The organism is Bacillus sp. 166amftsu, from assembly GCF_900107445.1.
In the GTDB taxonomy this organism is placed as follows: domain Bacteria; phylum Bacillota; class Bacilli; order Bacillales; family Bacillaceae_G; genus Bacillus_A; species Bacillus_A arachidis.
Genome location: NZ_FNQA01000010.1, coordinates 56,563 through 80,874, shown reverse-complemented (window position 1 = coordinate 80,874; position 24,312 = coordinate 56,563). Strand labels below are relative to the sequence as shown.

20 protein-coding genes are annotated in these 24,312 nt (G+C 35.0%); 14 read left to right on the top strand and 6 right to left on the bottom strand.

From position 1 onward, the window contains the following. The first annotated feature begins 114 nt into the window (after window positions 1–114). The gene (locus BLV40_RS19470) at window positions 115–1,512 is read left to right on the top strand and encodes a MocR-like pyridoxine biosynthesis transcription factor PdxR (RefSeq protein ID WP_090692986.1); all 1,398 of its coding nucleotides are present in this window, start codon (window positions 115–117) and stop codon (window positions 1,510–1,512) included. Window positions 1,513–1,554: 42 nt separating this feature from the next. On the opposite strand, the gene BLV40_RS19465 is transcribed toward BLV40_RS19470, so the two are convergent. The 3 genes from BLV40_RS19465 to BLV40_RS19455 form a co-directional block, all read right to left on the bottom strand. Beyond that, entirely contained in the window at window positions 1,555–2,067 is a 513-nt protein-coding gene (locus BLV40_RS19465; protein ID WP_026593950.1) for a GNAT family N-acetyltransferase, read from the bottom strand. 192 nt (window positions 2,068–2,259) lie between these two features. Continuing rightward, window positions 2,260–3,636: a sensor histidine kinase gene (locus tag BLV40_RS19460; protein WP_090692982.1), complete on the bottom strand. Its 1,377-nt coding sequence runs from the start codon at window positions 3,634–3,636 to the stop codon at window positions 2,260–2,262. 141 nt (window positions 3,637–3,777) lie between these two features. Further along, the gene (locus tag BLV40_RS19455; protein ID WP_026593948.1) at window positions 3,778–4,449 is read right to left on the bottom strand and encodes a response regulator transcription factor; all 672 of its coding nucleotides are present in this window, start codon (window positions 4,447–4,449) and stop codon (window positions 3,778–3,780) included. 338 nt (window positions 4,450–4,787) lie between these two features. On the opposite strand from BLV40_RS19455, the gene BLV40_RS29660 reads away from it, so the two are divergent. Next, entirely contained in the window at window positions 4,788–4,910 is a 123-nt protein-coding gene (locus tag BLV40_RS29660) for a hypothetical protein (protein ID WP_090692978.1), read from the top strand. 217 nt (window positions 4,911–5,127) lie between these two features. Here the strand turns inward: BLV40_RS29660 and BLV40_RS28940 are convergent, their stop codons facing one another. From BLV40_RS28940 to fdhD, 3 genes are all read right to left on the bottom strand, one after another. After that, a complete protein-coding gene (locus tag BLV40_RS28940; protein ID WP_211482127.1) occupies window positions 5,128–5,283 on the bottom strand; it encodes a hypothetical protein in 156 nt (51 codons plus the stop codon). A gap of 214 nt (window positions 5,284–5,497) precedes the next feature. After that, window positions 5,498–6,019 (bottom strand): GNAT family N-acetyltransferase, encoded by a 522-nt coding sequence (locus BLV40_RS19445; RefSeq protein WP_026593947.1) that lies wholly within the window; start codon window positions 6,017–6,019, stop codon window positions 5,498–5,500. A gap of 340 nt (window positions 6,020–6,359) precedes the next feature. Then, window positions 6,360–7,175 carry a formate dehydrogenase accessory sulfurtransferase FdhD gene (gene fdhD, locus BLV40_RS19440; RefSeq protein ID WP_026593946.1) on the bottom strand — a complete coding sequence of 272 codons (816 nt, stop codon included), beginning with the start codon at window positions 7,173–7,175 and terminating at the stop codon, window positions 6,360–6,362. Window positions 7,176–7,515: 340 nt separating this feature from the next. Between fdhD and fdhF the strand changes: the two genes are divergently transcribed. The 12 genes from fdhF (at window position 7,516) to BLV40_RS19380 (ending at window position 24,214) form a co-directional block, all read left to right on the top strand. Then, window positions 7,516–10,458 carry a formate dehydrogenase subunit alpha gene (gene fdhF / locus BLV40_RS19435; protein ID WP_090692974.1) on the top strand — a complete coding sequence of 981 codons (2,943 nt, stop codon included), beginning with the start codon at window positions 7,516–7,518 and terminating at the stop codon, window positions 10,456–10,458. A 12-nt stretch (window positions 10,459–10,470) separates the two neighbouring features. Continuing rightward, window positions 10,471–10,953, top strand: coding sequence for a helical membrane plugin domain-containing protein (locus BLV40_RS19430; protein ID WP_026593944.1), 483 nt, complete (start codon window positions 10,471–10,473; stop codon window positions 10,951–10,953). Window positions 10,954–11,107: 154 nt separating this feature from the next. Beyond that, complete coding sequence (locus BLV40_RS19425) at window positions 11,108–12,985, top strand: glycerophosphoryl diester phosphodiesterase membrane domain-containing protein (protein WP_090692969.1); 1,878 nt, start codon at window positions 11,108–11,110, stop codon at window positions 12,983–12,985. 435 nt (window positions 12,986–13,420) lie between these two features. Then, a complete protein-coding gene (locus tag BLV40_RS19420) occupies window positions 13,421–14,209 on the top strand; it encodes a DeoR/GlpR family DNA-binding transcription regulator (protein ID WP_090692965.1) in 789 nt (262 codons plus the stop codon). 166 nt (window positions 14,210–14,375) lie between these two features. Further along, window positions 14,376–15,242, top strand: coding sequence for a carbohydrate ABC transporter permease (locus BLV40_RS19415; RefSeq protein WP_090692961.1), 867 nt, complete (start codon window positions 14,376–14,378; stop codon window positions 15,240–15,242). Between the two features lie 10 nt (window positions 15,243–15,252). Beyond that, window positions 15,253–16,071 (top strand): carbohydrate ABC transporter permease, encoded by an 819-nt coding sequence (locus BLV40_RS19410; RefSeq protein WP_090692957.1) that lies wholly within the window; start codon window positions 15,253–15,255, stop codon window positions 16,069–16,071. 24 nt (window positions 16,072–16,095) lie between these two features. Next, window positions 16,096–17,457: an extracellular solute-binding protein gene (locus BLV40_RS19405; protein ID WP_090692951.1), complete on the top strand. Its 1,362-nt coding sequence runs from the start codon at window positions 16,096–16,098 to the stop codon at window positions 17,455–17,457. 85 nt (window positions 17,458–17,542) lie between these two features. Further along, window positions 17,543–18,970: a CehA/McbA family metallohydrolase gene (locus BLV40_RS19400; protein WP_090692947.1), complete on the top strand. Its 1,428-nt coding sequence runs from the start codon at window positions 17,543–17,545 to the stop codon at window positions 18,968–18,970. Next, the gene (locus tag BLV40_RS19395) at window positions 18,963–19,670 is read left to right on the top strand and encodes an HAD family hydrolase (RefSeq protein ID WP_090692944.1); all 708 of its coding nucleotides are present in this window, start codon (window positions 18,963–18,965) and stop codon (window positions 19,668–19,670) included. The genes BLV40_RS19400 and BLV40_RS19395 overlap by 8 nt, the downstream gene beginning before the upstream one ends. A gap of 68 nt (window positions 19,671–19,738) precedes the next feature. Further along, complete coding sequence (gene ugpC / locus BLV40_RS19390; protein ID WP_090692940.1) at window positions 19,739–20,839, top strand: ABC transporter ATP-binding protein; 1,101 nt, start codon at window positions 19,739–19,741, stop codon at window positions 20,837–20,839. Between the two features lie 722 nt (window positions 20,840–21,561). After that, a complete protein-coding gene (gene ald / locus BLV40_RS19385) occupies window positions 21,562–22,695 on the top strand; it encodes an alanine dehydrogenase (RefSeq protein WP_026593942.1) in 1,134 nt (377 codons plus the stop codon). 103 nt (window positions 22,696–22,798) lie between these two features. Next, complete coding sequence (locus BLV40_RS19380; protein WP_026593941.1) at window positions 22,799–24,214, top strand: amino acid permease; 1,416 nt, start codon at window positions 22,799–22,801, stop codon at window positions 24,212–24,214. Window positions 24,215–24,312 lie beyond the last annotated feature (98 nt).

Below are 24,312 nucleotides of genomic sequence, written 5' to 3'. Positions count from 1 at the left end.
TGATGCTCCTTTCTAGGATTGATTTTTTAAAATTCACATGATAAAAGGAATTATATATAACTTCTGGTACTGTAAGAAGTATCAATAATGCATTTTATAAAGGGGTCAGATTTTATGTTAGAGTTAACACCAAATTTGAATATGGAGAAAAAAATCCCGCTGTATGTACAGTTATACGAGTATATAAAAACAGAAATAAGAAGTGGAAAAATCCCTCCCTTGACGAAGCTTCCAGCAAAAAGAAAGTTAGCAATGCATTTAGAAGTAAGTAAAAATACAGTGGAATCGGCATATGAACAACTTCTTGCAGAAGGATATATTGAATCGGTTTCACGTAAGGGGTATTTTGTATGTGAAATTGAACAAATGATACATACAATGAAAAAAAGAGAAGTCGTTAAGGAAGTATTGCATGAGGAACAGAAATATAAATATGATTTTACACAAACGGGTGTAGATGCAAATACATTTCCATTCTCTGTATATCGGAAAATTTCAAATGAGGTATGGCAACTAGAAAATAAGGACCTTCTATTTCTTGGGCATCCTCAAGGTGAATCCAGTTTACGTGAAGAGATTGCGAAATATTTATATGAATCAAGGGGTGTGAGATGTTCAGCGAGTCAAATTGTAATAGGAGCCGGAACACAATTTTTAATAAGAATGTTGTTTCAGTTACTAAAGGGAAGTCATTTTGCAGTTGAAAATCCAGGGTATCACCGAAAGTTGGTTGTCTTTGAGAAGGGGGAAGAAAATGTTCAAATGCTCCCGCTTGATGAGGATGGGATTTGTATTTCAGATTTAGAAGGTAGCAATGCGAATGTTGTGTTCGTTACTCCATCCCATCAATTTCCGTGTGGAATGATTATGCCAATTAAAAGAAGGATGCAACTATTACAATGGGCACAAGGGAGGAGTGGGCGTTATATTATTGAAGATGATTACGATAGTGAGTTCCGTTACTCTGGAAAGCCGATCCCAGCGTTGCAAGGGCTTGATACAGAAGGGAATGTAATTTACATGGGAACACTTTCAAAAGCTTTGCTTCCATCATTACGGATGAGCTATATGGTGCTACCAAAACAGCTAATTGAGTTGTATCAAACACAATATTTATTTTATGCACAAAGTGTTTCAAGAATTGATCAAGAAATTATTAGAAGGTTTTTAAATGAAGGACATTGGGAAAAGCATATTTATAAGATGCGAGTCGTTTATCGGAAAAAGAGAGATGCTCTTGTCTCAGCAATAGAAAAGTACTTTTCTAATAAGGCGGAAGTAATTGGGGAAGACTCTGGCTTACATATTTTATTAAAGGTTCACAACGAAATGTTAGAAGAAGAATTAATAAAGAGGGCAGCTGAAAACGGTATAAAAGTATATCCTGTTTCTACGTATTATAAAGAAGGGAGTACTCCTAAAAATACGGTTTTACTTGGGTTCGCTATTTTATCAGAGGCAGGGATTGAAGAGGCAATTCAATTATTATATAATGCGTGGTTTGCACTGTAAAACGCTAATAAAAAAATCCTCATATATTTGAGGATTTTTTTATTACTTTTCTGTATCTAAGAATAAAACCATATGCTCTTCATCCCAATATTGACCGTTATATTTTAAAGAACGCTCTTGTACACCAAAAGTTTTAAATCCTAATGATTCGTAAAGTTTTTTTGCACCGTCATTTCCGACCACAACATCAAGCATAATTTGTTCTACTTCTAATGTTTTTGCAAGTTCAATACACTCTTTAATGAGGGATTTTCCTGCGCCAAGTCCACGTGCTTTTGGCGATACATATACCGAACCAATCTTTGCTTTATGTTCTTGTTTTACGTATGGTTTCGTTTCCAAGGTTGCAACACCGATCAATGCACCGTCTTTAAATGCACCTAATGTATAGTTTTCATCTTGGGCTAATTTTTGTGCCTTATACTCAATCGGGCATTCTTTATTAATAATATCTTCATAAGAAGAGCTGAAAGCCTCAGGGTTTTGTTTTAATCCTTCTACACGAAGTTCTAAATAAATTTCTGCTTCATCCTTTGTTAATACATGGATATCCAATTATATCACCCTCCAAATCTTTGACAAATGTAGTTATATTTTATATTGAAATAAGAATAATTTCAAAAAGATAGCTTTTTCTAGTGATGTTTTACTGTTTTTTTTTCTTAAAAAGTTAATAAATAATGGCTATTAACATAATATCACCAGCAGTTTGAAAGGAAAGATACTACTGGTGATTTACCGTACATACTATTCAATTGGTAATTCAATAATAAATTCTGTTCCAATTCCTAACTGACTTTTTACTTGTATGGAGCCGCTATGTAACTCAACAATTTCTTTTGCAACAGCTAAACCAATTCCTTTACCGCCCGTAGCTCGAGTTCTTGATTTATCAACTCGATAAAAACGATCAAAAATATGCGGGATATCTTCTTGTGGAATCCCTTCACCTTCATCTTGCACACTTATAGAAAAAGTATTCTCATTTTGATAGGCGTGTACAGTAATAACTGATTGTTCATAAGAATGCTGATAGGCGTTGTGTAATAAATTTAGCATTACTTGTTCCATTCGACGTTCATCCATATAGACATTAGGATCATCTTTACAGTGAAATTTAATTATTATTTGCTTTTTAGCAAGTGTTGGTTTGGTTTTTTCAATCATGCGTTCTAGAAAAGGCTGTAAAGGAATCTCTTGTTTTTTAATAATAAATTGATGCTGTTCAAGTTGCGCTAAATCAAATAAGTCTTGAACAAGTTCGGTTACACTATCTGTTTCGTCTTCAATAATTTGTAAATATTCTTCACGCTCTTCTTTAGAGAGAGAATCTCGTTTAGCCACTTTTGCATAACCCTTCATATAGGTAAGTGGTGTGAGTAGTTCGTGAGCTACACTTGCAAGAAACTCATTTCGTTCTTTTTTCATGTAGGTCAATTCACTAGATAATTCTTCAATGGTTTTGGCCAAACTACCAAGTTCATCATTGCGTTTAATTCCTAATTTAATTGGTTTATTTAACTTTGACATTTTTTCTGTTGCACGTTTCATTTTAATAAGAGGATCAGTAATGACACGAGAAAAGATAAAGACAGAAATTGTTGTTAAAACAAGAGTTAATATACCGATAATAATAAATTGATGTGCTAAACGAAGAATCATTTTTTCTAAAAATGCTGTATCTAAAAACATATGTACATACCCAGTAATTTGTTTATGAATGATAATTGGCGTTGCTGTTGAAATATATTTCGATGTTTTCCAATTTTTTTCAATCATAGTTCCATCTATTGAAGTACAACGTATTTTGTTAGCAAGTTGCTTTTTCATTTCTGGGGTTATCGGATCAGAAGAAGAAAGTATTTGCCCATTGGTGTCTGTTATGACTAACTTTGTGTCTGAATTAGAATGTGATTCCATTGCTGCAGCATGTTCAAAAGCTCGTGGACCATAACGTCTTGAAATAAAGTTACTATAGCGCTTTCCTTTTTCTAAAAGAGCGGCTTTTTCTTCTTCAATACGCATGTTCGACAAACTTGTATAAAAAGATACAAAAGCGATGGCTTCAAGACATAGAGCTAATATTAAAAAGCATGTACCAATTTTAAGGGAAAGCTTGTTCATTTTTTCACCATACCTTTATGTCACATTAATGGTCAGTGGGAAGAATCTAACCACTGACCAAAGTTGTATCACGAGTTGCTTAAATAATTCTAAGTGTGGGGCGAGTCATTTCCTACCTAGAAAAGTTTCACTTTATTATTTTTATTCACTTTTCCACTTATATCCCACCTTATAGATGGTCTCTAAGTATTTTTCAACAGGAAAGTCCTTTTTTCGTAATTTATCACGGATATTGCGGATATGTGAGTCGACAGTACGATATTCAATATCCGTTTGATATCCCCATATTTTTTCAATTAAATCATCACGGCTATATGCTCGATTGGTATTTTGTAAAAACAGTCCTAGTAATGAAAACTCGATAGGTGTAAGTGAAATTTTTTCGTCGTAAACAGTAACAGTATGCTTTGTTTTATCCCATTCAATGCCATTGAAGCTGATAAAACCGTCCTTTTTTGTTCGGCGTAGCACAGCTTCAATTCGGGCAACTAGTACTTGTTCGTCAAAAGGTTTTGTAATATAGTCATCCGCTCCCAGTGTGAGTCCCTTTATCATATCGTAGTTTTGATTACGAGCTGTTAACATTATAATTGGAACATTGCAGATTTGACGGATTTGATAACAGGTATCCCATCCATCCATCTTGGGCATCATGACATCTAACAAAATGATATCGAAGTTTTTTTGTTGAACTAATTCAAGAGCTTCAATACCAGATGTGGCTTTCATACAAAAATAACCACGTGGACTTAAGAATAAATCTAATAATCGCAACATACGCTCTTCATCATCTACTAATAAAATTTTTATCATAGTTCTTGTGCACCTCAAAACATTCAGTCTACCTTGTATAGTTTACATGAAAACGATAAAAAACTCTGTTTATGTGATTGAATTGTAGTGCATTTTTTGTACTATGGCAATTGACATAAAAAATGCACTACTTTTGCACAACTCTTTTTTATAATAAAAGGCGTAGCGACACAAAATACCCTATGTTGCGACATAACGTCATGTCATTTTATTTATAAAATGACAATTCCATTCTATTGTGTATGTGAGATAGTGAGAAATTTCGTATTCACCTCGCATCGGATAAGGAAAATTTCCTATCTCACACTTTTTTTATTGCTATAAAGGGGATTATACACATGAGTAAAAAAGAAGAACGTTTTCAAAAAGATAAACAAGAGCGCAATGCTGTTGTGATGTGCATTGCTGTATCTATGCTAATCATTGTGACGTGTGCTAATAAATTTTTTGGAATTCTATAATAGATGTATGAGCTCGTTGCTGCATTTAGAGAAGTAACGAGCTTTTTTATTTGTAGGAAAAAATCCCCTGTATGCTATATACAGGGGATTTTTGTATAGGAAGGAATCAACAAATGATAGAAGTTTTATACAATAAACCAAGGAAGAATTGCTAATCCTGAAGTAACAATTATTGTGCCGCAAATTAAAAAAATAAGATGTTTGTGCTGTTTCATATCTATTCCTCCTCTAATTCTTGATTTAATTCTATCGCTACGAATTTTTCGCTTACTATTACTTCTATCATTTTTTCATCTTTTAGCTCTTTCGGTTGTGGTTCTGTACTTTTAGTATAGCGAAGAGAAGGGAATAGAACCATTGAATAAGATGACATGAATATTACATTGTTGTAAGAAAAAAGTACCTTTATCTGAAAAGGTACTTTTGGAGAAATCTATATAAATACATTTTGATTTTTAGACATATAAGTTCCAGTTTAAAACAACAAAAGATAATTCGCTCTCGTTGTTTTAAACTGGAACTGACCACTTCTATGCATGGAAGAATACTCTTTCCGAGCTAGAAAGAAAGGTTTTTTTGTTGTTTTTTCACTTTGCATTTGATTCGTTAGTTAAAAATAAAACCATATGTTCTTCATCCCAATATTGTCCATTGTGTTTTAAGGAACGTTCTTGTACGCCATATGTTTGAAAGTCAAGTGACTCGTATAATTTTTTTGCAGCTGCATTTCCGGCAACAACATCGAGCATGAGTTGTTCTACATGTAATTTATGAGCGTTTTCAATAATGGCTTTTATTAACGCACGGCCAGCGCCAAGACCACGCGCTTTCGGAGAGACGTAAACAGAGCCGATTTTTGCCTTATGTTCTTGTTTTATAAATGGCTTAGTTTCTAAAGTGGCAATTCCGATTAATTCGTTATCTTTAAAGGCACCAATTGTATATTTATCCGGATTGGCTAAACGTTTCGCCATTGCAGCAACAGGATCCTCATGTTTTAGAACGTCTTCATAAGAAGAACTAAAAGCTTCTGGATTTTGCGTTAATCCTTCCATACAAACTTTTAAATAAATTTTTGCATCCTCTTTTGTTAATAGACGAATTTCCATGTATATAACCTCCTAAGTGTAACCAGCTCTACAGGATAAGCACGCTACAAGAGCACGGTTGTTGATGCTTTTTCAATTGATAACAGTTCCGCTTTATAGTAAAAAATGTTATATGCTGCACTCATTCCATCTTAATTTGTTAAAGAATAAGGAGATATATGCGGAGAAGAGCAGGGACCTTCATCTGTTTTTCCAATCATTCAATTTATCCCGCTGTTTGTGGGCAATAACACCCCATGGATTTAAGTTGTACTTTATGTAATGAAATTATATATTAACTTTATTAACTATTCAACAATTAAATATATTACATTTTTATAACTAAAAAATGATTCCTTTGCTAGGAATCATTTTTTTCTGTTATATATCCTTCAATTCGTTCTGGGTGAGTATAGATATTACAAGAATCATTGCGAATAAAACCGACCACTGTTATGCCTAAATCATGAGCAAGTTGCAAAGCTAATTTTGTTGGAGCTGATTTAGAAAGAACGATTTCGCAACCGATTTTAGAAACCTTTAGTAAAATTTCAGATGAGATTCGGCCACTAAATGCAATAATTTTTCCTTCGATTGGGATATCATTACGTAAACAATGACCATATATTTTATCTAATGCATTATGTCTACCGATATCCATTCTTGATATGAGAATGGTATTTCGATCGCAAAGGGCGGTATTATGAACTCCGCCTGTTTGATGAAACGTAGTGGAAGATTGCTGTAAGGTATTCATTAAATGAAAGCACTCTTCTGGAGTCATTGTTACATGGATATCATGTAAAGTTTTTGCTTTTGCTGCATCATTTACAAATACAAAACCTTGCCTACTTTTTCCGCAACAAGAAGTGACATATCGTTTGTTATATAGTGTTTGATAGAGCGGATTGATCTGTGATGTTTTTACATGGACAACACCTTTGTCTTTCTGTATCCACAGCTCATCAATGCCTTCGTAAGAAGCAATAATTCCTTCAGAAATTAAAAAACCTATTACCATATCTTCAATATAGTTTGGAGTACATACAACTGTTACGTATTCTTCCCCGTTCAATTTAATTGTTACAGGATATTCTGTGACAATTTCATCTTCTTGTTCGAGGAATGTTCCAGTTTGATAACGTACCATTTTACATGTTTCTTGAACAGGCCCCATAGTATTTTCCCCTTCATATGTATTTTTCTTACTATTTATCATAAAACATAAAAAAAATAAAAGCATCTGTTATCTATTTCTATGCATGGGTGGATGCTCTCTCTCAGCTAAAAAGAAAGATTTTATGTTTGTTTTCAGTTTCTCTATATTATTTGGTTATTATTGTATGTGTGAGATATAATAGAATAGTAGAATAGTGGCATTTTTATACCTTATAGCATCAAGAATCGACTTCTAAGATAGAGTTTCAACAGGGCGTTTCAAAAAAATGTATAGCGATATATTTTTGAAAACGGATTCAAAAATATATTGTACAGTTAGTTGTAAGGAGAGGGGAACTATGGCAGAACAAACAGTTCGTGTAACCGTAGATGGAAAAGAATTTCTTTCATCTGGTGAAAAAACGATACTGCAACTATTTAACGAGAGTAATTTAGAGCATCCACAAATTTGTCATGTACCAGAGGTGGATCCAATTCAAACTTGTGATACGTGTATTGTGGAAGTAGATGGGAAATTGCTGCGTGCTTGTTCAACGCAATTGGAAGATGGCATGCAGATTGAAAGAAAATCAGTGCGTGCAAAATCGGCGCAAACGGAAGCGATGGATAGAATATTAGAGAACCATTTATTGTATTGTACAGTATGTGATAATAATAACGGTAACTGTAAAGTTCATAATACGGTACATATGATGGAGATAGAAGAGCAGAAATATCCATATGAACCGAAAGTTAGTGCAAAAGAAGTGGACATGACTCATCCATTTTACCGTTATGATCCAAACCAATGTATTGCTTGTGGACAATGTGTAGAAGTATGTCAAAATTTACAAGTTAACGAAACGTTATCAATTGATTGGAGCTTAGATCGTCCTCGTGTAATTTGGGATAACGGCGTAAGTATTAACGATTCATCTTGCGTTAGTTGCGGACAATGTGTCACAGTTTGTCCTTGTAATGCATTAATGGAAAAATCTATGCTTGGAGAAGCTGGGTTTATGACTGGATTGAAACCGGATGTGTTAGATCCAATGATTGATTTTGTAAAGGATGTAGAACCTGGATACAGTAGTATTTTAGCAGTTTCAGAGGTTGAATCTGCAATGCGTAAAACGAAGGTTAACAAGACAAAAACAGTTTGTACATTCTGCGGTGTGGGTTGCTCGTTTGAAGTATGGACGAAAGATCGTCAAATTTTAAAAGTTCAACCTGTATCAGACGCACCAGTAAACGGGATTTCTACATGTGTAAAAGGAAAATTTGGTTGGGACTTTGTAAATAGTGAAGACCGTATTACGAAACCATTGATTCGTCAAGGAGATATGTTCGTTGAAGTATCGTGGGAAGAAGCTTTAGAGGTTGTTGCATCCAATATGCAACATATTAAATCTGAATATGGTAACGATGCATTTGGCTTTATTTCTTCTTCAAAAGTAACAAATGAAGAAAACTATTTGCTGCAAAAGTTAGCTCGTCAAATATATGGAACAAATAATGTAGATAACTGTTCCCGTTATTGCCAATCTCCAGCAAGCGATGGTTTAACAAAAACTGTTGGTATAGGTGGAGACGCAGGGACAGTGAAAGATATTGCGGAAGCTGGTCTTGTTATCATTGTGGGGGCGAATCCAACGGAAGGGCATCCTGTACTTGCTACTCGTGTGAAACGTGCCCACAAATTACATGAGCAAAAACTGATTGTATCTGACCTACGTAAGCATGAAATGGCAGAGCGTGCGGACCTATTTGTTCATCCGCGCCAAGGAACTGATTATGTATGGCTTGCGGGAATAACAAAATATATTATTGATCAAGGTTGGCACGATAAGAAATTCTTAGATGAAAATGTGAAGAACTTTGATGAATATAGAAAAATGTTAGAGAAATATACACTTGATTATACAGAAAACATTACAAGTATTTCGAAAGATACATTAAAAGAGATGGCTCGTATGGTATATGAAGCAGATGGTACTTGTGTACTTTGGGGGATGGGGGTAACGCAAAATACAGGAGGAAGTACAACATCAGCAGCGATTTCAAACTTACTTCTTGTAACAGGTAACTACCGTCGCCCAGGTGCTGGTGCATATCCACTCCGTGGTCATAATAACGTACAAGGTGCTTGTGATATGGCAACATTACCAAATTGGCTTCCAGGCTACCAAGCAGTGTCAGATGATACACTTCGTGCGAAATTTGAAAAAGCATATGGTACTAAAATTCCAAAAGAGCCAGGGTTGAATAACATTGCAATGCTTGCGGCTGCAGAGGAAGGAAAACTACGTGGTATGTATGTAATGGGAGAAGAAATGGCATTAGTCGATTCCAATGCAAATCATGTGCAACACATTTTAAGTAATCTCGACTTCCTTGTAGTTCAAGACATATTCTTATCAAAAACAGCTCGTTTTGCTGATGTTATTTTACCAGCGGCACCAAGTTTAGAAAAAGAAGGAACATTTACGAATACAGAGCGTCGTATTCAGCGTTTATATGAAGTTATGAAACCGCTCGGTGATTCGAAACCAGATTGGTGGATCCTGCAAAAAGTAGCCCGTGCCCTCGGTGGTGATTGGAATTATGAAAGCCCAAGTGAAATTATGGATGAAATCGCATCACTCGCGCCGTATTATTCACAAGCAACATATGATCGTTTAGAAGGATGGAATAGTTTATGTTGGGGTAGCCATGATGGTAGTGACACACCATTATTATATGTTGATGGCTTTAATTTCCCTGACAAAAAAGCGCGTCTATCACTAGATGAATGGATACCACCAGTTGTGGCACCGGAAGAATACGATTTATTATTAAATAATGGTCGTATGTTAGAACATTTCCATGAAGGAAACATGACAAATAAATCAGTAGGGATTTTATCTAAAATTTCTGAGGTGTTTGTTGAGGTTTCACCAGAGCTTGCTGCAGAGCGGAATGTGAAAGATGGTGGCCTTGTAGAACTAGCATCACCGTTTGGGAAAATCAAAGTACAGGCACTTATCACAGACCGTGTAACTGGAAACGAGTTATATTTACCGATGCATGCGACAGTAAATGAAGAAGCGATTAATATTTTAACAGGAACAGCGACGGACCTATATACTTGTACACCAGCTTATAAACAAACGATGGTGAAAATGCGCGTATTACGTGAAAAAGGTAATCGTCCACTTCCTGATTCAAACCCAAGAGGTAAAAAACGTCATCCGCAAAATGGTGTTGAAATTCAGCAGAAATGGCAACGAAAACAATACGTATCACTTGTGGATCACAACTAGGGGGCGAAGGACGTGGCAAAAGAGATTACATTGATTCAGAAAAAGGTCATTACAGAAGAAGAAAAGAAACAACAGTTATCAGATGAACTGTTAACACAATTAGCGGAGAACCGTGAGGCGGTAGAAGAAACAATGCAGTTGTTATCACAGCTGCAGCAAGCAGGTATATTAGATGCAGCAATCAGTCTGCTGGCCGCGAAAGAAGACGTTTCTAAAATTGCAGTTGAGCAATTAAATCGTGAACCAGTAAAAAATGCATTAAATAATATGATGGGAGCAGGAGAAGCATTATCTTCTGTCGATCCAGAAATAACAAAACAGATTACATCTAGTTTAGTTACAGGGTTACAGTTTGCAACAGAAGAGTTACAAAAAGGTAAGAAAACAAAAGTTATGGACTTCTTTAAAGTGCTAAAAGATCCCGATATTAATAGAGCCATTACTTTTGGGTTTAGTTTTTTAAAAGCGTTTGGACAAGGATTAGAGAAAAAATAAAAGAGGGAAAGAGTGATGGAAAGGTAGCCATCACTCTTTTTTGTGGATGTATAACAGTGTTCATGTTAAGCGGAATATATTATTATAAGAAGATGGATTTTAAATGGAAATATGGAATCCATCTCAAATATAATTTTAGAATGTGGAGGAATTTATGCTACATCGTAAAAGACTATCTATACCAGGGGTCATGAAACATTCCTTTCAAACGGTACAATTTGCTTTTTGGAATGTATTGACGTTTCAACTTGTTTATAAATTATTAGCAGCTATTGTATTTATACCTCTATTCGGTATGATTATTAATAAGTTGTTGTATTGGGGCGGCTATGCAAATGCGACAAATGATGAATTGCTTGCTTTTTTGAAAACTCCATATGGTATCGCAGCTATATTAATTGTATCGTTATTGGCACTTTTTCTCATTTTTACGGAGTTTGCAGTGCTTATTATTATTTCGTATTTTGCACATAAAAGGCAAAAGGTGAAACTGCGTCCAATTTTGTATAAAACGGTAACGTATTTACCATCTCTTTTCACATATTGTTTGCCAGGGTTTATCTTGTATGCCGTTGTATTGTTACCTCTGTTAAATTTGGGATTTAAATCTGCACTAATTCCAGAAATTCAAATTCCAAATTTTATTACAGGTGAATTGTTTAAAACGACAATGGGACAAGTAGGTTACTACACTTTCTTTGCTGTAGTTACATACTTGAATCTTCGGTGGATCTTCGTTTTACCTATCATTGTTTTAGAAGAAAAGCCATTTCGCACAGCCGCACGTAAAAGTGCAAATTTAGTAAAAGAAAGTTTCTTTAAAGTGTTGTTCTTTTTAGTTGTCTTTTTGGTTTCAATCGGAATCGTATTTGTTTTATTTACGGGTATATACTTGCTATTTTTATGGGGTGTATATGAATTTACAAACCCAAAAGGAACATTTGCCTTATTAGCAGAATCAACGCTATCGGTATTTTTAACGAGTACATTGTATTTACTTGGTTTTATTGTCACACCGTTTTATATTATGGCATTGACAAGGTTATATTTACAAAAGGTTTCAATTGAAGATGTTTTATTAGAAGAGGGCTTAGATTATTCCAAAACAAAAGCAGATAAATGCTTTTTTAAAAAGCATCGTTTGAAGTTTATCGGTGTATATATTGTTGGGGTTTTCACAGTTGGAATGGTAGTTGCATTCATTGCAACGTTTATTTCGAATTCTTATAAAGATCCAGTGATTATGGCTCATCGTGGATATGGTTCAAAAGGAGTAGAGAATACGAAAGAGGCAGTGCAAGGTGCGATTGATGCAAAGGCAGATTATGCTGAAATTGATGTATTGCAGACAAAAGATGGTGAATTGGCAGTGATACATGATTTGAAATTAAAGCGTCTTGCCAATGCGAATGTACAAGTGTCAGACTTAACGATGGATGAACTACGGAAACTTACTCTTAGTCAAGATGGGTTCACGGGGAAAATTAGTACACTTGATGAGATGATTAAGCTTGCGAAAAACAAAATAAAACTTAATATAGAAGTGAAGCTGCATGGGAATGAGAATGAAAAAGATTTTGTAAAGAAGGTATTAAAAACAATTAAGGATAATGACTTTGAAAAACAATGTGTCATTCAAACATTGCACTATCCGCTCATTAAAGAATTTAAACGTGCAAATCCAGACATAAAAGTAGGATATGTATTATATGCAAGTAGAGCGAATTTAAAATACGTTCAAGCAGACTTTTACGTAGCAGAAGAATATATGCTAAACAAGAGTCTAGTAAAATCAGCCCGCAAATTAAATAAACCGATCTATGTATGGACTGTGAACGATATGGAAAATTTAAGCGAATATTATAAGCTCAATGTAGATGGAATTATTACAGATTACCCTGAAGATGCCCAAGAAACGATTAAGATGATGAAAGAGCAAGAAGAGAATGAAACGGATATGATTGATAAGATTATAGAAACAACAGAAGATTTATTTTCAAAGTTATTTATGAGTTATCCAGCTGCTGGTTAAATACCAGTAGCTTTTTTTGTAAAAGGATACATCTTTAAAATATTACAGGGACTATAAAGTGTAAATGTATGCGGGAGTGTTGATTTTACATTGTTATATTATTATAAATAAACGTGAGAACAGCATTTTTCTTTGAGGTATATAGTGAAAAACAGCAATACGAAAAGCGAAGATTAATAAAACAAAATAGTTAACACATTTTGTAGGAGGGGTTGTTTAATTAAAATATGGGGGATTTTCAAGCTATATAATCTCCCCTTTAGGTGAATTTGTTTGCTAGTTACATTATACTTTAAGTAAATGAGTAAAAATGAACCGAGGAAAGATAATCTTTTAATTTTTCTATAAATGTTGTTATTTTAAAGGTATCACTCTAGTCTTTATAAGGGGCTTGAACTATGTATATTTTGTGGAATACGAAGAGGTGTTAATTAAATGAAATCCTATACACAATTTGAACGAAGAAAGCACATACTGGATGAGCTAGAAAAATACAATCGAGTGACGGTAAATGATTTGGCAAAGGTGTTAAATGTTACGACAGAAACAATACGAAGAGATTTAGATATGATGCATAAGGAAGGTAAGCTTACCAAAATACATGGTGGTGCAATTAAGAAAAAGGATCATACTATAGAATTTTATTTTGATAAACGTCGATCGGAGAATATTGAAGAAAAACGCAAAATTGCAATGGAGGCAAGTAATTTAGTAGAAGATAATGATATTATTGCAATTGAAATTGGCACAACTACGATGCAAATTTTGGATTTTATACATGATAAAAAGAACTTGACGATCCTAACGAACTCGATACCGGCTGTTAATAAAGTTATTGAACTTAAAGAACAGTATGCTTCATTTGATTGTAAGTTAATAGTCTTTGGTGGAATGCTGAATTCTAATTCATTAGCATTGTCTGGAGACATGATGCTAGATTACCTTGATCATTTCACTGTTAATAAATTATTTGCTTCGTGTGATGGAATTTCTTTAGAAAAAGAACTGACATGTTCGTATATTGAAGACGCACAAGTTTTTCAGCAGTTGAAGAAAAATGCAAAGCAAGTTGTGATGATGGTAGATGAGTCAAAGTTTAATTTAACAAAGTTTTATAAAAGCGGAAATTTTGACGATATAGATGCACTATATACAAATGCTAAACTCGATGAAGTATGGCAAAACGTTCTAATAAGTAAAGGGATTGAAGTAATAACAGTATAAAAAGAAAATCTTAAAGTAGACTATTTCTTAGTGACATGAGAAATAGTCTTTTTTTTGTTAATATGTTGTTTTATTTTGTTAATATGTTGTTTTTACAATTTGTTAACATAATAACAACATTGCGTTAATAATGTGCTCGTACAATATGAATTAGGAGGTGACAAGAATGCAAATAAAATTATCAAAAGCTGTGTTCTTTTTATTACCGGTTGGAATACCTCTAATATTGTTTTGGATTATTCCGAATGTAATTAGTCTAGGTATTAGTTTTACAGACTGGGATTTCATGACAAATGATTTTAATTTTGTTGGTTTAGATAACTATTTTAATTTGTTTACACAGGATTCTTTTATACAGGCATTGTTAAATACTCTTTATTTCGGAATTGGGACAGTCGTTCCAACGATTGCATTAGGTTTGGGTTTCGCATTGTTCTTCCGAAAAAAATTCAAAGGTTCTGCAATTTATCAATTATTGATTTTTTCACCTTGGGTAACGCCAACGGTAGCTGTATCCATTGTATGGTCACTTCTATATGAACCTCAATTTGGAGCTATTAATAAGGTGCTAGTCTTTTTCGGGATACCGGGTTTGGATTGGTTGAAGAGTAGTGATACAGCGATGCTGGCGGTCATTATTGTAACAGTATGGAAATTAGTTGGATGGACGATGCTTTTCTATATCGGTGCACTAGAGAAAGTACCAGATAGCTTGTATGAGGCTGCTAGTATTGATGGAGCAAATTCATGGCAGAAATTTCGTTATGTAACACTACCGATGGTTTCACCGACAACATTCTTCTTAGTTGTTGTCAATATAATTACTTCGGTGCAGGCTTATGATCAAATTAAAATTTTAACACAAGGTGGACCGAGTGGTTCAACGCGAACGTTACTTTATTTATTCTTCCAACAAGCGTTTGAACAGTTCGATATGGGGTCTGCAACGGCAATTGCATTTATTATATTAATCATTACAATTCTACTATCTGTTATGAACAAGATAATAGGTGATAAGTGGGTGAACTATTAAGGTGAATAATATGAAAAAAGCTCCATTAATCATAAAGCATCTCTTTTTAGCTTTATCAAGTATCCTGTTTGTCTTTCCATTCATATGGATGGTACTTGGTTCGTTTAAAACATCCAGTGAAGTCCTGCAAGGAGGTTTTTGGCCTAAGGAGTTCCACTGGGAAAATTATCGTCAAGTATTAGAAATTCTTCCATTTAACACGTATATATTTAATAGTTTTTATACCTCCTTCCTTATCACGATATATGTACTTGTTTCGTCTGCACTCTTTGCTTATATGTTGGCATTTTATAAGTTCAAAGGGAAGAACTTGACATTTAGTGTTGTCATGGCAACGTACATGATTCCTGGAGCTGTATCGTATGTTCCGGTATATGTGATGTTAGGAAAAACGAGCTTACTTAATTCACATTTTGGATACATGATTACTATGGCTGTTAGTGTATTCGGTATTTTCTATTTAAAACAATCATTCCACAAGATTGGTTATGAAACAGTAGAAGCAGCCAAAATTGATGGAGCAAGTGATTGGCGTATTCTTTGGAAGATTATTTTTCCGATGACGCGATCATCATTTGTAACATTAGGATTAGTTACATTTATTGGGAATTATAATAATTATATTTGGCCATCTCTTATATTGAATGATGGTAACAAAAAATTAATCACTAACGGAATTGCTGATTATTTCATTAATACTTCTTTAGGTCGAGATTGGTCGCACATTATGGTTGCAAGTACAATCGCGACAGTGCCACTCTTAATCGTATTTTTAGTTTTACAAAAATGGTTCCTCTCAGGCGTTACTGATTCAGGAATAAAAGGTTAACTAATTATAAAGGAGACATTTGAGATGAGGAAATTATTCACGCTTCTAGCAATTGTATCATTGTTTGTTACCGCACTTGCAGGTTGTTCAGATGGAAAAGGGAGTACTGTTAAAGCAAGTAAAGAAGGAGAAAAGATTGTTGTCCCATTTATTAATGGAGTAGGCGGTTCCCTTGCAGACAAAGTAGACAAGATTGTGGAGGAATACAATAAAAGCCAAAATAAATATGTAGTGAAAACGACGAAAGCTGGTAACTACGATGAGTCTTATCAAAAGCTTCAAAGTGGATTTGCAGCAAATAATCAAGAAGCAATCGCGTTGTTAGGTTCAGACGTCATTCAAGAATATGTTAGGAAAAAGCTGATTGTACCTTTAGATGAATATACTAAAAACGATACTAGTTTCAAAAAAGAAGATTACGGAAAAGGGTTTATGGATCAGGCAACAATTGACGAGAAATTATATGGAATTCCTTTTTACGGTACAACGCAAGTTTTTTATTACAACAAAAAAGCGTTAGCGGAAAATGGATTTACACCTGAAGATTTAAAAACGTGGGAAGGTGTAGAAAAAGTAGCGGAAAAAGCAGCAAAACGTGACGCAAGTGGTAATGTCACATACGCAGGTTGGATGCCAATGTGGGGTACGTCAAACTTAATTGACGTGGTTCGCAGTGCTGGCGGAAATGTATTGAGTGAAGATGGAACAAAAGTATTAATTAATGATGAAACTTGGATTACAGTTTGGGGAAAATTCCGTACGTGGATTCATGAAGATAAAATTATGAATATTCATTCAGGTGGAACTGGATGGGAATATTGGGATAAGACAATCATTGATTTAGTTGAGGGTCGAACGTTAGGATTTACAGGCTCATCTGGTGACCAAGGATTTGTTTTTAAATCGTTAGGTAAAGGAATGACTGAGGAAGAACGCCTTAACACATTTGGAGCATTACCACAACCAGCTTGGGGTAATAATAAACCAGCACCAAAATTAGAAACGTATTTACTCACATTAACGAGAAATATTGATCCTGAAGTAGCAAAAGGTGCATATGACTTTATGAAATTTGCGACAAGCACTGAGAAAACGGCTGAATGGTCAATGGCAACAGGCTATATCCCTGTTCGTAACAATGTAACAGATTATGGTCCTTATGCTGAATTTGTTAAAAAGCAACCACAAGCATTAGTTCCGTTAGAGCAAGCGAATAAATATGGAGTTGCACCATTTACGGATCCAACAGGTGGTAAAATCAATGACGCGTTAAATGTAGCAAAGGATAAAGTAGAAATTGAAGGGGTCTCTGCTAAAAAAGCGCTAGATGAAGCAGCTAAAATTGCACAAGAAGAATTAGATAAAGTGTTGAAAAAGAAGAAATAATGTTATTAGAAATATGAGGTGCTTTTGAACGCCAAAAGTACCTCTATGACTCTATCATTAAAATATGAAAAAAGGTGTGGGAATCATGATTGAAATGAAAGGTACCTTGACGCTTTCTCCATTTGTGAAAAATAAACATTCTTTTCTAATGGATTCAATTGATATTTTCAATTTTACATTAACGATCGATCAAGGAGTCAGTCGGAAAATCCCTCTCTTACTAATTTTGAGAGACTCTAAAGGGTGTGTGCGTGTACAGTATCAAACGCCAATTGTTGACGAAAAACTAGTTGTTGCAACAAATTCAAAGTTTTGTTCAACTGGTTGCGTTGGCGGAGAAATACCGGCTGGTAATTGGGAATTAGAAGTCGTATATATTCCGCATTGTGCAAATAAAGCAGTAAAGTTTGCCGGAAGAAACGTTGACTATACAGTAAATATAACAGTGAATGACGAGGTAGACCGAGAATATAACAGAGAATATTTTTGCGAAGATAATGTCTTTATTTCCGAAACCGATTTTGAAAAAGTAGTGAATGAAGAGCATCGCTGGTACAAAGGAGATTTTCATGTTCATACAGACTTAACAGATGGCGAGATAGATGACGAACTGGGAATGAGCGTATGTGAAAAACAAGAGTTGGATTTTTTATATGCGACGGAACACAATATTATCATGCCCTCTTATCAAAAAGGAAGCACATTAATTATACCATCTATGGAACTTACAACTCCTTATGGTCATTACAACCTGTTCGGTATGAGGGAATATGTCAATTTTACAGAGTGTCTTGATGAATCGTTTCACGCTTCAAGCATGAATGAAATATTTTCAAGTATGAAAGAAAAAGGCTACTTAGTAAGCGTGAATCATCCATTTATGAAGCCTTGGGCGAACCAAATTGATATTAATCTAGAAAATGTTCATACAATGGAAATTATGTGTGATCCGACTTATAAAAAAAGCAAATCATCTACTTTAGAAGCTTTAAAGTTCTTCGATCAAATGTGGTTAAGTGGTCTTAAAATCTGGGGGATAGGAGGAAGTGATTCTCATTTACACCCATCTAAAACGTTCCCAGGATCTAAAGACCCATCGATTTACGGTGACCCAGGAACGTATGTATTATGTAATGGTTTATCAATTGAAAATTTAAGGGATGCTATTTCAAAAGGCAGAATTTATTTTTCACGATTTAGAAAATTAGAGATAGCTATTCAAAATGAAGGTAAAACCATTTATGTCGGCGGTGAAGCTCAAGGGAATATTCGTTACAACATTCATACAGATAAACCGTGCGAGTGGAGAATGATTGTGAATGGCCAAATCATCAAAAAAGAATTTGGTAATCAAGTGTCCTTTGATTTTTCTTTACATGAAGGAGCATATGCTAGAGTTGAAGGTTGGGAAGATGATGAATTAGTAGCGTTTATAAATCCTATTCATAATAACGTTAAGCTTCAGGGGATTAAAACATGGTATGAAGCCTTAGGAGGATCAGAAGATGAATAAAGGAATTATTTTTGATAAAGATGGAACACTAATACAGCTAGACTCTGTCTGGTACACAATTGTTCATCGTGTGCTAGATGATATATTTCAAATGTATCCAAATGAAAAAAGTAAACGAGATGACTATCTAAAGATTATTGGTATGAGTGATAATGATTTTGAGAGTACAAGTTTACTAGCTTGTCGCACAAATTATTTTATTGCGGCTGCATGGTTTTCGTTATTAGAAAATCAAAATGTGAGTAAAGAGAACTTTATTCATGATGTATGTGCATTATTTAAAAAGCACTCTACAGCAGATGATCTCGTATTTACAGAAGTGGAAGGTGCAAAGGAAACATTAAAATATTTAAAAGATCATGAATATGTAATTGGAGTTGTTACAGCGGATGACTCTGATGCAGCTATTCATTCACTTAAAATGACAGGATTATATGATTATGTGGATTTTTTAGGTGCAGATGATGGTGTCAATAAAACAAAACCTGAAAGTGATTTTTATCATATATTCAAAGAAAAATTTTCACTAGCTGAAGAAGATGTGTTCATGGTAGGTGATACACTAACAGATGTTAGATTTGCAAGGAATAGCAACATTAAAGTAGTGGGCGTCTTGTCAGGTGCGAGTAGGAAGGAAGATTTAGAAGGAGAAGCGGATTATATTTTAGATAGCATGAAGGATCTTTCTAAAATTTTATAAAACAACGGTGTGATCAATATTGTCGATAACAGTATCTTTCAAAATAGCTAAAATTATAGGAGGCAATTATGGCCCAGCTATCATTCCAAAATATTTATAAAAAATATGATCATGATATGACAATCGTAAAAGATTTTAATTTAGAAGTGAATGATGGAGAATTTATCGTTTTGGTTGGACCTTCAGGATGTGGAAAGTCCACGACATTGCGTATGATTGCAGGACTTGAGGAGATTTCGGAGGGAGACTTTTATATTGATGGAAAGCGTGTGAATGATATTACACCGAAAGAGCGAGATATAGCAATGGTTTTTCAAAACTATGCCCTTTATCCACATATGAGCGTTTATGATAATATGGCGTTCGGTTTAAAACTGCGAAAATATAGTAAAACGGAGATTGATCAACGTGTGAAACATGCAGCGCAAATTCTTGGACTTGAGAAATATTTAGACCGAAAACCAAAAGCACTTTCAGGTGGACAGCGTCAGCGTGTTGCATTAGGTCGAGCGATTGTTCGGAATGCAAAAGTGTTCTTAATGGACGAGCCATTGTCCAACCTAGATGCAAAGCTACGCGTTCAAATGCGTGCCGAGATTACAAAATTACATCAACAGCTGCAAACAACAACTGTGTATGTTACGCATGACCAAATAGAAGCGATGACGATGGCAACACGCTTAGTTGTGCTAAAGGACGGTATTATCCAACAAGTTGGTACACCGAAAGAAGTCTATGACAAACCGGGGAATGTATTTGTCGGAGGATTTATTGGTTCTCCTGGAATGAACTTTTTCAAAGGAAAGATAACAGAAAACGCTGTTGTGATTGATAAATGGAAAATTGAAATTCCAAAAGAAAAGATGAGAGTTTTGCAAAATAAAGGGTATACGAATAAAGAGATTATCATAGGGATACGTCCAGAAGACTTTTATTATGGAAAAGCTCTTTTAGACTTACCTCATCATACAAAGATAACAGTAACGATTGATGTGTCAGAATTAATGGGATCAGAAACATATCTGTATGCCAACATCAATGGCCAATCCTTTGTTGCACGTATTGACTCCTCAGTTGATGTGCATAGTCAATCGAAGGTGGATCTAGCTTTGAATATGGACAAAGTTCATTATTTTGATGCTGAAACTGAAAAACGAATTGTTTTATAGATTATTCAATTATTAAGTCTCAACACTTTGACGGAATAAATTTCATTGGGCTTATCCAAAACAAGGATAAGCCTTTGTTGTTGATCAACAACATGTTTGTTTTATATACATACAAGTTGAAAACCTGACATACAAAATTTTTCTTTCTAGATGGACGAGAGAATATCCAGCCATGCATAGTAGCTAGCGACTTATATGTTGAACAGTCAAAATGAATTTATCCCGCTATTCGCGAGCAGTAATACTTCCACCTCAAGAGTCAGCGAAAAGCGAAGAGGATAGGTGGGAAGAAATTGCCTGTAAAAACCCGATTGGTGAGGGTTTTCTATTAGTGGAGGATGAAGAAAACCTCCACTGATGGAAGTTTCACTTTCCATAAAAAGAATATACTTCTAAAATGTTACAGGGAACTCGAAGTGCATATGTATGCGATTTGTGTTGGATTTTTACATTGTTATATTATTGTCAAATAATAAAAGGTTAACGCTGAATTACAAAGGTTATAATAAAAAGAGAGTAATAGATAGACGGAATAGGAGAAAACCCCTTAAAAATAAAGTTCTTTATATTTACACTATTCGAAATATAAAAACTTTTAAAATCTGATATGTTAGCGTTTTCATAACTTTGAAGTTATGCTAGAATAAGGACATAAGTTATTAATTATTAAAAAAAGAAAAAAGAATTCCTTTTTTCTGTTAATTATAAGGGGGCATTTCATTATGCGTATTGGGGTACCAACAGAAATTAAAAACAACGAAAACCGTGTGGCAATGACACCAGCTGGTGTTGTGCATTTAGTTCGAAACAACCACGAAGTATTCATTCAAAAGGGTGCAGGTTTAGGATCTGGTTTCACAGATGCTGAGTACATTGAAGCAGGTGCAAAGATCGTTGACACAGCTGAAGAAGCTTGGAACATGGATATGGTAATGAAAGTTAAGGAACCAATTGAAAGCGAATACAAACACTTCAGCGAAGGTTTAATCTTATTCACATATTTACACCTAGCTCCAGAACCAGAATTAACAAAAGCTTTAATTGAAAAGAAAGTTGTAGCTATCGCTTACGAAACAGTACAATTAGACAACCGTTCTTTACCATTACTTGCACCTATGAGTGAAGTAGCTGGTCGTATGTCTGCACAAATTGGTGCACAATTCCTTGAGAAAAATAAAGGCGGTAAAGGTATCTTACTAGCAGGCGTTCCAGGGGTAAAACGTGGTAAAGTAACAATTATCGGTGGTGGACAAGCTGGTACAAATGCTGCTAAAATTGCAGTTGGACTAGGTGCGGATGTAACAATCATCGACTTAAGTGCAGAACGTCTTCGTCAATTAGATGACATTTTCGGTAACCAAGTGAAAACTTTAATGTCTAACCCATACAATATTGCAGAAGCTGTAAAAGAATCTGATCTTGTAATCGGTGCGGTATTAATTCCAGGTGCAAAAGCGCCAAAACTTGTAACAGAAGAAATGATTAAATCAATGGAACCAGGTTCTGTTGTAGTAGATATCGCAATTGACCAAGGTGGTATTTTCGAAACAACTGACCGCATTACAACTCATGATAACCCAACTTATGAAAAACATGGCGTTGTTCATTATGCAGTTGCAAACATGCCGGGTGCGGTTCCACGTACATCAACTCTTGCATTAACAAACGTAACAGTACCATACGCAGTACAAATTGCAAACAAAGGTTACAAAGAAGCTTGCTTAAGTAATTCTGCACTATTAAAAGGTATTAACACTTTAAATGGCTACGTAACATTCGAAGCAGTTGCAGAAGCTCACGGTGTAGAATACAAAGGTGCGAAAGAATTATTAGAAGTAGAAACTGTATCTTGCTAATTGAAGCATAATACAAAAAAACAATCGAACAATATTTAATACAACATGATAAGAGCTAAGAGAGAAACCTCTTAGCTCTTCTTAGTAAAAGGGGGCATACATCGTGGCCAACCTATTTAAAAAGAAATCCGTTACGCAATTGTTAGGGGAAAGTAAAAGTAAGACTTTGTCTAAAACTTTAGGGGCATTCGACCTAACAATGCTAGGGATTGGTGCGATAATCGGTACAGGAGTTCTTGTATTAACTGGATTAGTAGCAGCGAGAGATGCTGGTCCAGCAGTTATTTTTTCATTTATGATTGCAGCAATTGTTTGTGGGTTTGCAGCATTATGTTATGCAGAAGTTGCATCTACGCTTCCGGTATCAGGTAGTGTGTATACCTATTCATATGCAACAATCGGTGAGTTTGTAGCTCATTTAATGGGATGGACATTATTGTCAGTATATGTTTTAACAACAGCGGCCGTAGCTGGTGGATGGACAGGTTACTTCAATAACTTAGTAAGTGGATTGGGAATTGAAATTCCAAAAGCCTTGTTAACGATTCCATCGCAAGGTGGTATGGTGAACTTACCAGCAGTTATTGTTACATTGGTGATAACTTGGCTATTATCACGAGGTACGAAAGAAAGTAAGCGTGTGAATAATATAATGGTATTAATTAAAATTGGTATTGTTGTTTTATTCATCGCAGTCGGTGTATTTTACGTGAAACCAGAAAACTGGGTACCATTTGCACCGTACGGTTTAAGTGGAGTTTTCGCGGGGGGAGCAGCAGTATTCTTTGCTTTCTTAGGATTTGATGCATTAGCAACTTCAGCAGAAGAAGTAAAAAATCCACAGCGTGACCTTCCAATTGGTATCATTGCTTCGTTAGTTATTTGTACGATCATTTATGTTGCAGTTTGTCTTGTTATGACTGGTATGGTTTCTTATAAAGAATTAGATGTACCAGAAGCGATGGCTTATGTACTGGAAGTTGTAGGGCAAGATAAAGTGGCTGGTGTAATTGCTATTGGAGCTGTAATTGGTATTATGGCTGTAATTTTTGCATACATCTACGCAACAACACGTGTATTCTTCGCTATGAGCCGTGACGGTTTATTGCCAGAATCTTTCGCGAAAATTAACAAGAAGACAGAAGCGCCAACATTTTCAGTTTGGTTAACAGGAATCGGTAGTGCTTTAATTGCTGGATTTATCGATTTAAAAGAATTGTCGAATTTAGCGAATATTGGAGCGTTATTAACATTTGCGATGGTTGGTGTATCAGTAATCCTTCTTCGTAAAACACATCCGAAATTACAGCGTGGATTTATGGTGCCACTTGTGCCAACTTTACCGATCATTTCAATCGTGTGCTGTCTATTCTTAATGGTAAACTTACCATTAACGACATGGATATACTTCGGTGCTTGGTTAGCAATTGGAGTAGTCGTATACTTTGTTTATTCGAAAAAACACAGTCATTTAAAAGAAGATGAAAGTTCGCAAGATAGCTTAGAAAAAGCTAATTAAGGGGATATAAAACATGTAAGCCTTGTGCGTCTAGGGAGCGCGCAAGGCTTTTTCTTTTGGCCAAAGGAGGAGAAAATAGCAACTTATGGAATTTGTAT

Excerpts from the sequence above, each read along its gene's own strand:
- BLV40_RS19470 (WP_090692986.1), top strand. The coding sequence starts at position 115 with ATGTTAGAGTTAACACCAAATTTGAATATGGAGAAAAAAATCCCGCTG.
- fdhD (WP_026593946.1), bottom strand. The coding sequence starts at position 7,175 with ATGGGGCCTGTTCAAGAAACATGTAAAATGGTACGTTATCAAACTGGA.
- BLV40_RS19400 (WP_090692947.1), top strand. The coding sequence starts at position 17,543 with ATGATTGAAATGAAAGGTACCTTGACGCTTTCTCCATTTGTGAAAAAT.
- BLV40_RS19460 (WP_090692982.1), bottom strand. The coding sequence starts at position 3,636 with ATGAACAAGCTTTCCCTTAAAATTGGTACATGCTTTTTAATATTAGCT.
- ugpC (WP_090692940.1), top strand. The coding sequence starts at position 19,739 with ATGGCCCAGCTATCATTCCAAAATATTTATAAAAAATATGATCATGAT.
- BLV40_RS19455 (WP_026593948.1), bottom strand. The coding sequence starts at position 4,449 with ATGATAAAAATTTTATTAGTAGATGATGAAGAGCGTATGTTGCGATTA.
- fdhF (WP_090692974.1), top strand. The coding sequence starts at position 7,516 with ATGGCAGAACAAACAGTTCGTGTAACCGTAGATGGAAAAGAATTTCTT.
- BLV40_RS19445 (WP_026593947.1), bottom strand. The coding sequence starts at position 6,019 with ATGGAAATTCGTCTATTAACAAAAGAGGATGCAAAAATTTATTTAAAA.
- BLV40_RS19395 (WP_090692944.1), top strand. The coding sequence starts at position 18,963 with ATGAATAAAGGAATTATTTTTGATAAAGATGGAACACTAATACAGCTA.
- BLV40_RS19425 (WP_090692969.1), top strand. The coding sequence starts at position 11,108 with ATGCTACATCGTAAAAGACTATCTATACCAGGGGTCATGAAACATTCC.
- BLV40_RS19405 (WP_090692951.1), top strand. The coding sequence starts at position 16,096 with ATGAGGAAATTATTCACGCTTCTAGCAATTGTATCATTGTTTGTTACC.
- BLV40_RS19410 (WP_090692957.1), top strand. The coding sequence starts at position 15,253 with ATGAAAAAAGCTCCATTAATCATAAAGCATCTCTTTTTAGCTTTATCA.
- BLV40_RS29660 (WP_090692978.1), top strand. The coding sequence starts at position 4,788 with ATGAGTAAAAAAGAAGAACGTTTTCAAAAAGATAAACAAGAGCGCAAT.
- ald (WP_026593942.1), top strand. The coding sequence starts at position 21,562 with ATGCGTATTGGGGTACCAACAGAAATTAAAAACAACGAAAACCGTGTG.
- BLV40_RS28940 (WP_211482127.1), bottom strand. The coding sequence starts at position 5,283 with ATGTCATCTTATTCAATGGTTCTATTCCCTTCTCTTCGCTATACTAAA.
- BLV40_RS19415 (WP_090692961.1), top strand. The coding sequence starts at position 14,376 with ATGCAAATAAAATTATCAAAAGCTGTGTTCTTTTTATTACCGGTTGGA.
- BLV40_RS19420 (WP_090692965.1), top strand. The coding sequence starts at position 13,421 with ATGAAATCCTATACACAATTTGAACGAAGAAAGCACATACTGGATGAG.